Annotated in this window: 8 protein-coding genes; 6 read left to right on the forward strand and 2 right to left on the reverse strand. The window is 69.1% G+C overall.

The genetic code is table 11. The features are described 5' to 3' along the window. The first annotated feature begins 342 nt into the window (after nucleotides 1-342). From ACSFBC_RS26480 to ACSFBC_RS26500, 5 genes are all read left to right on the forward strand, one after another. Nucleotides 343-831: a YbaK/EbsC family protein gene (locus tag ACSFBC_RS26480; protein ID WP_435513313.1), complete on the forward strand. Its 489-nt coding sequence runs from the start codon at nucleotides 343-345 to the stop codon at nucleotides 829-831. Further along, nucleotides 828-1,109 (forward strand): DUF1289 domain-containing protein, encoded by a 282-nt coding sequence (locus tag ACSFBC_RS26485; protein ID WP_435513314.1) that lies wholly within the window; start codon nucleotides 828-830, stop codon nucleotides 1,107-1,109. The genes ACSFBC_RS26480 and ACSFBC_RS26485 overlap by 4 nt, the downstream gene beginning before the upstream one ends. Continuing rightward, entirely contained in the window at nucleotides 1,106-1,750 is a 645-nt protein-coding gene (locus ACSFBC_RS26490; protein ID WP_435513315.1) for a 2-hydroxychromene-2-carboxylate isomerase, read from the forward strand. Before ACSFBC_RS26485 ends, ACSFBC_RS26490 begins: the two co-directional genes overlap by 4 nt. A 150-nt stretch (nucleotides 1,751-1,900) precedes the next feature. Beyond that, complete coding sequence (locus tag ACSFBC_RS26495) at nucleotides 1,901-3,595, forward strand: MFS transporter (protein ID WP_435513316.1); 1,695 nt, start codon at nucleotides 1,901-1,903, stop codon at nucleotides 3,593-3,595. A gap of 130 nt (nucleotides 3,596-3,725) precedes the next feature. Further along, complete coding sequence (locus ACSFBC_RS26500) at nucleotides 3,726-3,884, forward strand: hypothetical protein (protein ID WP_435513317.1); 159 nt, start codon at nucleotides 3,726-3,728, stop codon at nucleotides 3,882-3,884. Between the two features lie 7 nt (nucleotides 3,885-3,891). On the opposite strand, the gene ACSFBC_RS26505 is transcribed toward ACSFBC_RS26500, so the two are convergent. Next, nucleotides 3,892-5,004, reverse strand: a complete 1,113-nt coding sequence (locus tag ACSFBC_RS26505) for an ABC transporter substrate-binding protein (RefSeq protein ID WP_435513318.1) — start codon at nucleotides 5,002-5,004, stop codon at nucleotides 3,892-3,894. A 182-nt stretch (nucleotides 5,005-5,186) separates the two neighbouring features. On the opposite strand from ACSFBC_RS26505, the gene uvrA reads away from it, so the two are divergent. Further along, a complete protein-coding gene (gene uvrA / locus ACSFBC_RS26510; protein WP_435513364.1) occupies nucleotides 5,187-10,991 on the forward strand; it encodes an excinuclease ABC subunit UvrA in 5,805 nt (1,934 codons plus the stop codon). 16 nt (nucleotides 10,992-11,007) lie between these two features. On the opposite strand, the gene ACSFBC_RS26515 is transcribed toward uvrA, so the two are convergent. Further along, entirely contained in the window at nucleotides 11,008-11,907 is a 900-nt protein-coding gene (locus ACSFBC_RS26515) for an SMP-30/gluconolactonase/LRE family protein (RefSeq protein ID WP_435513319.1), read from the reverse strand. Between the last annotated feature and the right edge of the window lie 173 nt (nucleotides 11,908-12,080).

Here is a 12,080-nt window from a genome sequence, read left to right on the forward strand (position 1 = left end):
GCGCCTCCGCGTGGCATGGGTTGCGAATCGGGTTGGAACAGACGAACCGTCAGCGGGGTCGCTGTCGGTTCGCTCGGATCCCGCCGTCATTAGCGGAGGCACTGTCGAAAAATCCGCGGCAACGCTGCCAGCGGAACAGTGACAGCTCTCATGCAATATGCGTGCCGCCTTCCAGCGACCCTTCGGGTGCGCATCTCGCGCGATTCGCGGCGCGGTGCGACGGGTCATGCGCCACCGTGGCGCATGGATGTCCGCATTGGTGCATGCCGAGGGCCCGGCTTTTTCGTATGCTCGGCCCTGACCCGCCTCGAAGGCGTCCCTTCCTCCACAAAGAATCCAGCCATGTGCGGCTCCGAACTCCACTCCCTTCCCGACGGCGTCCAGCGCGTCGCCCGCCTGCTGCAGGAGGCCGGCCATCCGCATGCGCCGCGCATGCTCGACGACGCCGCGCGCACCGCGCAACAGGCGGCCGATGCCCTGGGCATCGCGGTCGGCCAGATCGCCAAGAGCATCGTGTTCCGGCGCAAGAGCGACGACGTCGCGGTGCTGGTCGTGACCTCGGGCGACAAGCGCGTCGACGAGAAGAAGGTCGATGCCATCGTCGGCAGGACGGGCCGCGCCGATGCCGAATTCGTCAAGGCCAAGACCGGCTTCTCGATCGGTGGCGTGTCGCCCTTCGCGCATGCGACCGAACTGGTGATGCTGATCGACCGCGAGCTGTTCCGCTTCGACGAGGTGTGGGCCGCGGCCGGCCATCCGCATGCGGTGGTCAGGTTGCAGCCGCAGGACCTGGAGCGCCTTACCGGCGCGCCGGTGGCGGAGGTCGTATGACGGCCGCCCTCGACCGCGAAGCCACCGTGCGGCTGATCGAGCGCGCCGCCGGCATCGCCGCCACGCCCGATGCCGAGATGCCATCGCCCTGCGTCTCGGTCTGCCGCATGGACGACCACCGCGAGTTCTGCGTGGGCTGCCTGCGCACCATCCCCGAGATCGCCGGCTGGAGCCGCATGGACGGCGCGGGCAAGCGCGCGATCTGGGGCGCGATCGCGCTGCGGCTGCAGGCCTTGCCTGCGCCGGCCGACGACGTGCCGCAGGAGTGGGCCCCATGAAGCACATCGATTTCTACCTGGACTTCATCTCGCCCTTCGCCTACCTGGCCTTCGAGCAACTGCCCGAAGCGCTCGAGGGCCTGAGCTACAGCGTGAGCTACAAGCCCGTGCTGCTGGGCGCGATGCTCAAGCACCACGGCCTGGTGGGCCCGGCCGAGGTGCCGAGCAAGCGCGCCTGGACCTACCGCCACGTGCTGTGGCTGGGCCATGCGCACGGCATTCCGATCGAGATGCCGGCCACGCATCCCTACAACCCGCTGCCGCACCTGCGGCTGGCGCTCTCGACCACGCACGACGGCACGATCAGCCGCCACGTGGCCGAGACCGTGTTCCGCGACATCTGGCGCAGCGGTGCCGAAGCCGGCGATGACGCGCGGCGCACGGCGCTTGCCGCGCAACTCACGATCGTGCGCGACGGCGCGGGCGATGCGGCCAAGGCCGCGCTGCGCACCAACACCGACGCGGCGCTGGCGCAGGGCGCTTTCGGCACGCCGGCCTTCGAGGTCGACGGCCGCATGCTCTGGGGCTTCGACAGCCTGCCGATGCTGCGCGCCGCGGTGCAGGGCGATCCATGGTTCGAGGGCCCGGGCTGGATCGCTGCGGACCAGCGTCCGGGTTTGCAACGCCCGAGCAAACCCTGACTTTCCTGCATCCCGAAACCCGAGGCGCGGGTTTCACCTTAAATCGTAAGCAACGGTTCAGTTTGGCGAAAGGCTCGGGTCAGTCGCGACTCCAAGAATGCGGCACGGTCCAGGAAAAGGATCGCAGCTACACAACAGGAGACGACAGCCATGGCAGCCACACTAGATTCGAAGGGAGTGCCGCATCCGGCCCCCCGGCCCATGTCCCCGGAGGAGAAGAAGGTCATCTTCGCTTCCTCGCTCGGGACCGTGTTCGAGTGGTACGACTTCTACCTCTACGGATCGCTGGCGGCCATCATCGCCAAGCAGTTCTTCAGCGGCCTGGATGCGGGCGCGGCCTTCATCTTCGCGCTGCTGGCCTTCGCGGCCGGCTTCCTGGTGCGCCCCTTCGGCGCCATCGTGTTCGGCCGCCTGGGCGACATGATCGGCCGCAAGTACACCTTCCTGGTCACGATCCTGATCATGGGCCTGTCGACCTTCATCGTCGGCCTGCTGCCCAGCTACGCGACCATCGGCGTCGCGGCGCCAGTGATCCTGATCGCGCTGCGCATGCTGCAGGGCCTCGCGCTCGGCGGCGAGTACGGCGGTGCCGCCACCTACGTGGCCGAGCACGCACCGCACGGCAAGCGCGGTGCCTACACCTCCTGGATCCAGACCACGGCCACGCTGGGCCTGTTCCTGAGCCTGATCGTCATTCTGGGCGTGCGGCTGGGCGTGGGCGAAGCGGCCTTTGCCGACTGGGGCTGGCGCATTCCCTTCCTGGTCTCGATCCTGCTGCTGGCCATCTCGGTGTGGATCCGCCTGACACTGTCCGAGTCGCCCGCCTTCCAGAAGATGAAGGCCGAGGGCAAGACCTCGAAGGCGCCGCTGGCCGAATCCTTCGGCCAATGGAAGAACCTCAAGATCGTGATCCTGGCGCTGGTCGGCCTGACCGCCGGCCAGGCCGTGGTCTGGTACTCGGGCCAGTTCTACGCGCTGTTCTTCCTGACGGCCCAGCTCAAGGTCGATGCGACCGCGGCCAACCTGATGATCGCTGCCGCGCTGCTGCTGGGCACGCCCTTCTTCGTGATCTTCGGCACGCTGTCCGACAAGATCGGCCGCAAGCCGATCATCATGGCCGGCTGCCTGCTGGCCGTGCTCACCTACTTCCCGGTCTTCAAGATGCTGACCGAAGCCGCCAACCCCGACCTGGCCAAGGCGCAAGCCACGGCCGGCGTGACGGTGACGGCCGACCCCGCGACCTGCTCCTTCCAGGGCAACCCGGTGGCCCGCGAGATCGACTTCAAGAGCTCCTGCGACATCGCCAAGCGCTACCTGGTGCAGAACTCGGTGAGCTACGAGAACGTGGCCGGCGCGGCCGGTTCGCCCGCGGTGGTGAAGATCGGTGAGAAGACCGTGTCGGCGCCCGTGGGCAACGTGGTCAACCTGAAGTTCGACGAAGCTTCGGTCAAGTCGATCGCCGCTTTCAAGAAGGAAGTCGGCGACGACCTGAAGCTCGCCGGCTACCCGGCCAAGGCCGACCCGGCGAAGATGAACAAGGTGCTGACCGTCGCGCTGCTGTTCTGGCTGGTGCTGCTGGTGACCATGGTCTACGGCCCCATCGCCGCGATGCTGGTGGAGATGTTCCCGACGCGCATTCGCTATACCTCGATGAGCCTGCCGTACCACATCGGCAACGGCTGGTTCGGCGGCCTGCTGCCCACCACCGCCTTCGCCATCGTGGCCAGCACCGGCAACATGTACAACGGCCTCTGGTACCCGATCATCATCGCGGGCATCACGCTGGTCATCGGCACGCTCTTCGTCAAGGAAACGAAGGACGTCGACATCTACGCCAATGACTGATTGAACGACACAGGCCTCGACCGCGAATGCGCGGCGAGGCTGTTCAGCACAGAGGCTTCATGCGGGCCAGCCGGCTGCATGAAGCTTTTTTTCTGAGCACCGTCGCTCTTCAAAAAAGGAGACTCAACCCATGTGGAAAATCGTCGTCGGCTTCGTCATCTTCGCCGCCATCGCGCTCTACATCATCAGCCAGGCCGGAGACAAGGTCGACATGTCGGGCGAGAAGCACAGCGGCGACGTGATGCACGCGCCCACGCCCGCCGCGTCGGCGGCCAGCGCGCCGAAGTAGGCCGGCCTCAGCGCTTGAACCGGCCTTCGCTGATGATCGACAGATCGGCGAAGTCGATGCCCGTGTGGTCGGTCGGCGAGTAGCTGACGTCCAGGCCGCCGCCCAGGTCGAAGCCGCGGATGCTCTCGAGCGCCGCAAGCACGCGCGGCCGCGTGGGCTTGGGGCCGGCGCGGCGCAGCGCCTCGACCAGCACCTTGGCCGCCGCGAAGCCTTCGAGCATCTGCGGCGACAGGGCTTCCTGGCCCTGGGCCTTGGCCAGCACCATCGCCTCCTTCACCATCGGCTGCCCGCTGGCGCGTTCCGAAGGAAAGACCTGCGTCACGATCACGCCCGCGCTGACCGTGCCCAACTGCTTGATGAAGCCGCTGGAGGCGTTGTTCGACAGCGTCACGACCTGGGCCGCCGAGCCCGCGGCACGCAGGCCCTTCACGCCGTCGACCACCGCATCGCCCGATGCGATCCAGAGCACCGCCTGCGGATCGGCCTTGGCCAGCGCGGGCAGGATGGTGGCGTAGTCGGGCTTCTCGCGGTCGGCCGGGATCACGGCCACCGGCGTGAGCCTGGCCTTGGCGAAGCCGGCGGTCGCGCCCTCGAGTCCGTCCTTGCCGAAGGAATCGGCGGCATGCACCACCGCGATCCGGTCGATGCCCACGGTGTGCAGGTGCGCAACGGCCTTCTCGGCCTCGCGCTGGTAGGTCGAGCGCACGTTGAACACATGCCTCTGCAGCGGCTTGTGCAGCACCATCGCGCCCGTCGAGGGGCCGACCAGCGCCACGCCGTGCTTGTCGAGCCAGGGCACGATGGCCTGCGTGTGCGGCGTGCCGCGGCTCAGGAACAGCGCGACCACCTTGCGCTCCTCGATCAGCACGCGTGCGTTCTCGCCCGCGCGCTGGGGGGCGAAGCCGTCGTCCAGGCGCAGGATCTCGATGCGCTCGCCGTTCACGCCGCCTTGCGCATTCACGCTGTCGATCACCAGCTGTGCGCCCGCGATGGTCTCGTTCACGCCGGCGGCGACCGGGCCGGTGGTGCCGGCCGTCTGGCCGATCACGATCTGCGCCGCGACCTGGAGCGCGCTCAGCGTCAGCAGGCCGGCCGTGCAAAGCAGGCGTAGGGACTTCATGCGGTGTGTGTTCCGGTGAGGACAAGGGGGAGGACCAGGGTCCTCGGTGCTGACCGCATTTGTTACCAATTGTCTCAAGTGTTCCAGCGTGGAAACCCTTGCATCCCGTGCGCCATGTGGGCGGGCGTCCGATGCCTTCACCGGCGCTTCCTAGAATGTCTGCCCCACCCCCCAAGGCATTCATGACACAGGGCTCGATCCGGATTCGCGGCGCACGCCAGCACAACCTCCAGAACCTCGACCTCGACATCCGCACCGGCGAGATGACCGTGGTCACCGGCCCCAGCGGCTCGGGCAAGTCGAGCCTGGTGTTCGACACGCTCTATGCCGAAGGCCAGCGCCGCTATGTCGAGACCTTCTCGGCCTACGCCCGCCAGTTCCTCGACCGCATGGACAAGCCGGCGGTCGACAAGGTGGAGGGCGTGCCGCCCGCCATCGCCATCGACCAGACCAACCCGGTGCGCTCGTCGCGCTCCACGGTCGGCACGATGACCGAGCTCAACGACCACCTGAAGCTGCTGTTCGCGCGCGCGTCGCAGCTGTTCGACCGCGACACGGCACTGCCGGTGCGGCACGACACGCCCGACACCATCTACGCGGCGATGTTCGAGCGCGCGGCCGCCGCGGGCGACCCGCGCATCGTTGTGACCTTCCCGGTCGAACTGCCGGCCAGCACCACGCCCGACGAAGTCACGCAGTGGCTGTCCGCCAGCGGCTTCACGCGCGTGCAGGCCGAGCGCGAAATCGCCACGCCCACGGGCCCGCGCAAGGTGCTCGACGTGGTGGCCGACCGCTTCCGGCTGGCCGCGGCCGAGCGCGCCCGCGTGCTCGAGGCCATCGAGACCGGGCTCAAGCGCGGCGTGGGGCGGCTCACGGTGTATGCGGTGCCTGCGGATGAAGGTGCTGAGCGCCCCGCCGCCGGGCCGCCCCAAGGCGGGGCAGCCCCCTCGGGGGGCAGCGAACCACGCGCAGCGGGGAGCGTGGGGGCTACATTGATCTGGAAGTTCTCCACGGGACTGCATTGCCCGGAAAGCGACATCCGCTACGGCGACCCGATCCCGTCGATGTTCTCCTTCAACTCGGCGGTGGGCGCCTGCGACACCTGCCGCGGCTTCGGCCGCGTGATCGGCGTCGACTTCGGGCTGGTCATCCCCAACGACAAGCTCACGCTGCGCGCGGGCGCGGTCAAGCCGATGCAGACACCCGCGTGGAAGGAAGCGCAGGACGACCTCATGCGCCACGCCGAAGACGCCGGCATCCCGCGCGACACGCCCTGGGCCAAGCTCACGCAGGCGCAGAAGGACTGGGTCATCGACGGCTCGCCGAACTGGAACGGCAAGTGGAACCAGCAGTGGTTCGGCATCAAGCGCTTCTTCGGCTACCTGGAGAGCAAGGCCTACAAGATGCACATCCGCGTGCTGCTGTCGAAGTACCGCAGCTACACGCCGTGCCCCACCTGCGCCGGCGCGCGGCTCAAGCTCGACAGCCTGCTGTGGCGCATCGGCAGCAAGCAGGATGCCGACGCGGTGCTCGCGCCGGCCAGGCGCTTCATGCCGATCGGCGTGAAGTGGTCGCGCGAACAGCTCGAAGCGCTGCCGGGCCTGTGCCTGCACGACCTGATGCTGCTGCCCATCGAGCGGCTGCGACGCTTCTTCGACGGCATCGAAAGCCACGGCAACAGCTCGACCGCCAACGAAGGCGACGTGCAGGCCCTCAAGCTGCTGTTCGAGGAAATCACCACCCGCCTGCGCTACCTGCACGACGTGGGCATCGGCTACCTCACGCTCGACCGCCAGAGCCGCACCTTGTCGGGCGGCGAGGTGCAGCGGATCAACCTCACGACCGCGCTCGGCACCTCGCTGGTCAACACGCTGTTCGTGCTCGACGAGCCCAGCATCGGCCTGCATCCGCGCGACATGAACCGTATCACCGAGGCCATGCTGCGCCTGCGCGATGCGGGCAACACGCTGGTGGTGGTCGAACACGACCCGGCCGTGATGCTGGCGGCCGACCGCGTGATCGACATGGGCCCGGGCCCGGGCATCCGCGGCGGCCAGATCGTGTTCGACGGCACCACCGACGCACTGCGCAACGCCCCCACGCTGACCGGCGACTACCTCGGCGGCCGCAAGCAGATCGGCATGGGCTTCAAGCGCGCGGTGACCGACAGCACGCCGCGGCTGATCCTCGAAGGCGCGCGCGAGCACAACCTGCAGAACATCACCGTCGACTTCCCGCTGCAGCGGCTGGTGGTCGTCACCGGTGTCAGCGGTTCGGGCAAATCGACGCTGGTGCAGGACGTGCTGGCACCGGCGCTGATGCGCCACTTCGGCAAGGCGACCGAGACGCCGGGCGCGCACGACCGCCTGCTGGGCGCCGACCACCTGAGCGAGGTCGTGTTCGTCGACCAGTCGCCCATCGGCAAGACCGCGCGCTCCAACCCCGCGAGCTACGTCGGCGCGTGGGACGCGGTGCGCGAGATCTTCGCCACCGCAGCGCTGTCGCGCCAGCGCGGCTACACCGCGAGCAAGTTCAGCTTCAACAGTGGCGACGGGCGCTGCCCGACCTGCGGCGGCTCGGGCTTCGAGCATGTGGAGATGCAGTTCCTGTCGGACGTGTACCTGCGCTGCCCCGACTGCGACGGCAAGCGCTACCGGCCCGAGATCCTCGAGGTGAGGATCGAGCGCGGCGGCCGACAGCTCAACGTGGCCGACGTGCTCGACCTCACCGTGGCCGAGGCGGCCGCGCTGTTCGCCGTCGACCGCGAGGTGCTGCGCACGCTGCAGCCGATCTCCGACGTGGGCCTGGACTACGTGAAGCTCGGCCAGCCCGTGCCCACGCTGTCGGGCGGCGAGGCACAGCGGCTCAAGCTCGCGGGCTTCCTGGCCGAGGCCGCGAAAAGCGGCACCGCGAGCCGGCAGGCCGTGGCGCGCAAGGGCACGCTGTTCCTGTTCGACGAACCGACCACCGGCCTGCACTTCGACGACATCGCGCGCCTCATGCGCGCGCTGCGCAAGCTGCTCGACGCCGGCCATTCGCTGATCGTGATCGAGCACAACCTCGACGTGATCCGCGCCAGCGACTGGCTGATCGACCTGGGCCCCGAGGGCGGCGACGGCGGCGGCCAGATCGTGGCGGTCGGCACGCCCGAGCATGTGCGCGAGATGACCGGCACCGCGACCGGCGAGGCGCTGCGCGACTACGAGCTCGCGCTCGGCCCGTCGCGCCTCGCGGTGCGCGAAGCCGGCGGTGCGGTCCTCGCGCCGCGCGCGCTGCCGGCCTTCGGGCGCGACGCGATCCAGATCGTCAATGCGCGCGAGCACAACCTGAAGAACCTGAGCGTCGACATCCCGCGCGGCAAGTTCAGCGTGGTCACGGGGGTGAGCGGCTCGGGCAAGTCGACGCTGGCCTTCGACATCCTGTTCAACGAAGGACAGCGGCGTTACCTCGAATCCCTCAACGCCTATGCGCGCAGCATCGTGCAGCCCGCGGGCCGGCCCGAGGTCGACGCGGTCTACGGCATCCCGCCGACCGTGGCCATCGAGCAGCGCCTGTCGCGCGGCGGCCGCAAGAGCACGGTGGGCACGACGACCGAGGTGTGGCATTTCCTGCGCCTGCTCTACGTCAAGCTCGGCACGCAGCACTGCATCCACGACGGCACGGCGGTGCAGCCGCAGACGCCGGACAGCATCGCCGCGCAGCTGCTGAAGAACTTCAAGGGCCAGCACATCGGCCTGCTGGCGCCGCTGGTGAGCAACCGCAAGGGCGTCTACACCGAGCTGGCCGACTGGGCGCGGCCGCGCGGCTACACGCACCTGCGCGTGGACGGGGGCTTCCTGCCGACGAATCCGTTCCCGCGGCTCGACCGCTTCAAGGAGCACAGCATCGAGCTGCCCGTGGGCAGCCTCGACGTGCTGCCGCAGAACGAGGCCGCGCTGCGCGCGCTGCTGACCAAGGCGCTGGAGCACGGCAAGGGCGTGGTCCATGTGATGAGCGAACTCGACGGCCTGCGCGCCGCGATGATGGCCGGCGCACCGACCGCGGGCATCGGCCGCACGCACGTGTTCTCCACGCTGCGCGCCTGCCCGGTCTGCAGCACCAGCTATGCCGAACTCGATCCGCGGCTGTTCAGCTACAACAGCAAGCACGGCTGGTGCCCCGATTGCGTGGGCACGGGCGTCAAGCTGACCAAGGACCAACGCAAGGTCTACGACGACTCGGTGCTGGCCGACGACCAGAAGGGCCGCGAACAGACCTTCGCCGAACCCGAGGCCGAGGACGTGGGCGAGACCGCCTGCCCGACCTGCGAAGGCCGGCGACTGAACGCGACGGCGCGTGCCGTGAGCTTCGGCGTGGCCAGCATCGGCATCACCGAGATCGCGCGCATGAGCGTGACCGACATCCGGAAGTGGTTCGAGAGCCTGGTGCTCGGCGGTCGCGAAGCGGAGATCGCGCGCGACCTGGTGCCCGAGATCAGGAGCCGGCTCGAGTTCCTCGAAGAGGTGGGCCTGGGCTACCTCACGCTCGACCGCGGCGCACCGACGCTCTCCGGCGGCGAGGCGCAGCGCATCCGCCTGGCGGCGCAGCTGGGCAGCAACCTGCAGGGCGTGTGCTACGTGCTCGACGAGCCGACCATCGGCCTGCATGCGCGCGACAACCAGATCCTGCTGAACGCGCTGCACAAGCTGGGCGACAAGGGCAACACGCTGGTGGTGGTCGAGCACGACGAGGACACCATCCGACGCGCCGACCATATCATCGACATCGGTCCGAGCGCGGGCAAGCGCGGTGGCCGGCTGGTGGCCGAAGGCTCGGTGGCCGACATCGAGGCCGCGGGCGATTCGCAGACCGGGCGCTACCTGCGCGATGCGATCAAGCATCCGCTGGCGGCGCGCCGACCGGTGCCACTGCCCGAGCCGGGCGCGCCCGACTGGCTCACGGTCCATGGGGCCGACCTGCACAACCTGCAGGACCTGACCTCGACCGTGCCCCTGCACCGACTGGTCGCCATCACCGGCGTGAGCGGTTCCGGCAAATCGACGCTGGCGCGCGACGTGCTGCTGACCAACGTGCAGGCCATCGTGGTCCAGCGCATGACCAAGGCCGGCCGCGACAACGATGCGGCCGGCAAGCGGCCCGCGTGGTCGGGCTGCCGATCGGTCGACGGCTACGAGACCATCGACCGCGTGCTCGAGGTCGACCAGACGCCCATCGGCAAGACGCCGCGCAGCTGTCCCGCGACCTACATCGGTTTCTGGGACACCATCCGCAAGCTCTTCGCCGACACGCTGGAAGCCAAGGCGCGCGGCTACGGCCCGGCGCGCTTCAGCTTCAACACCGGCGAGGGCCGCTGCCCGGCCTGCGATGGCGCGGGCGTGCGCACCATCGGCATGAGCTTCCTGCCCGACGTGAAGGTGCCGTGCGAGGTTTGCCACGGCACGCGCTTCAACCCCGAGACGCAGGCCGTGACCTGGCGCGGCAAGAGCATCGGCGACGTGCTGCAGATGGAGGTCGACGAGGCGGTCGACTTCTTCGCCGCCATGCCCAACATCGGCCATCCGCTGCAGCTGCTCAAGGACGTGGGCCTGGGCTACCTCACGCTGGGCCAGCCCTCGCCCACGCTGTCGGGCGGCGAGGCGCAGCGCATCAAGCTGGTGACCGAACTGAGCAAGGTGCGCGACGACATCACGCGCCGCGGGCAGAAGGCGCCGCACACGCTGTACGTGCTCGACGAACCGACGGTGGGCCTGCACATGGCCGACGTCGAGAAGCTGATCCACGTGCTGCACCGGCTGGTGAACGGCGGCCACAGCGTGGTGGTGATCGAGCACGACCTCGACGTGATCGCCGAGGCCGACTGGATCATCGACCTCGGCCCCGAAGGCGGCAACGGCGGTGGCCGCATCGTCGCGACCGCGCCGCCGGAAGAAGTGGTGCGGCTGGGCACGCACACCGGCGTGGCGTTGGCCGGCGTGCTGGCGCGCTGAGGTCGGGGGCTGCGGGTCAGCAGGGCCAGCCCGCGCCCGGCACCGTCACCGGGACGGCCAGCAATTGGGCCTCGCGCGCGGCCGTGCGATGGTGCTCCAGGAAGTCCGGCGCGACGCACAGGTAGAGCGTGCGGCGGTCCGGGCCGCCCAGCGTGCAGGCGAAGGTGCCCAGCGCGCCGGTCGAGATTTCCTGCAGCACGCGGCCGCCCTCGGCCACGCGCAGTGCGCGGTTGTGCGTGGCATCGGCCAGCCACACCGCGCCCTCGGCATCGAGCACGGCGCCGTCGGGCGCCACGGCCACGCTGCCGATGATCTCGCCGACGTCGGTGCTCGTGGGCGTGGGGCCGAACACGGCCCAGTCGCGGCGCGGACCCAGGTCGCCGTCGGCGCGAATATCGAAGGCCGAGATCCGGTTGCCCATGGTCTCGACCACGATCAGCGTCTTGCCGTCGGGCGTGATCATCGAGCCGTTGGGAAAGTACAGATCGTCGGCCACCACGCGGGTGCTGCCGTCGGGCTCGACGCACGCCAGCTTCGCAGTCGATGCGGCGCCGCCGCCCATCAGGTCGAAACCGAAGTTGCCCACATAGGCGCGACCTTGCGCGTCGACCACCATGTCGTTCAGGTGGCCGCCCGCGATGTCCGACAGGTCGGCGTGCACGGCCAGCGTGCCATCGGCTTCGCGGCGCATCACACGGCGATCGCGCATCGAGCTGACGAGCAGGCGACCATCGGGCAGCCAGCCCAGCCCCGAGGGCTGCTGCGGCACTTCGGCCTCGGTCGTCGCCTGGCCTTGGGCATCGATGGAGACCACGCGGTGCGTGTAGAAATCCGAGAGCCACAGCCGGCCGTCGTGCCAGCGTGGACCTTCGAGAAAGCTGAAGCCCGACAGGACTTCGGTGAACGCGGGGGTCATGGAAAGGCTTTCGTTGCGCGGATGAACGGGCGATCCTGCCGCAGCAGGCATCGGGCGTCGACCGGGCGCAACCCTAGGCGCTGCCTTGCCTCTGCCGTCCCGGCGGCACCGTCAGCTTGCCGTTTGCGTCGGCGCATCGGCATGGGCGATCGTCGGCCTGCTCCTACCGGCAA

The organism is Variovorax frigidus, from assembly GCF_051216515.1.
Classification (GTDB): Bacteria; Pseudomonadota; Gammaproteobacteria; order Burkholderiales; family Burkholderiaceae_C; genus Variovorax.

What these genes read in the sequence shown, in the direction of transcription:
- ACSFBC_RS26485 (WP_435513314.1), top strand. Translation starts at nt 828, where the DNA reads ATGACGGCCGCCCTCGACCGCGAAGCCACCGTGCGGCTGATCGAGCGC.
- ACSFBC_RS26480 (WP_435513313.1), top strand. Translation starts at nt 343, where the DNA reads ATGTGCGGCTCCGAACTCCACTCCCTTCCCGACGGCGTCCAGCGCGTC.
- ACSFBC_RS26500 (WP_435513317.1), top strand. Translation starts at nt 3,726, where the DNA reads ATGTGGAAAATCGTCGTCGGCTTCGTCATCTTCGCCGCCATCGCGCTC.
- ACSFBC_RS26515 (WP_435513319.1), bottom strand. Translation starts at nt 11,907, where the DNA reads ATGACCCCCGCGTTCACCGAAGTCCTGTCGGGCTTCAGCTTTCTCGAA.
- ACSFBC_RS26505 (WP_435513318.1), bottom strand. Translation starts at nt 5,004, where the DNA reads ATGAAGTCCCTACGCCTGCTTTGCACGGCCGGCCTGCTGACGCTGAGC.
- ACSFBC_RS26495 (WP_435513316.1), top strand. Translation starts at nt 1,901, where the DNA reads ATGGCAGCCACACTAGATTCGAAGGGAGTGCCGCATCCGGCCCCCCGG.
- ACSFBC_RS26490 (WP_435513315.1), top strand. Translation starts at nt 1,106, where the DNA reads ATGAAGCACATCGATTTCTACCTGGACTTCATCTCGCCCTTCGCCTAC.
- uvrA (WP_435513364.1), top strand. Translation starts at nt 5,187, where the DNA reads ATGACACAGGGCTCGATCCGGATTCGCGGCGCACGCCAGCACAACCTC.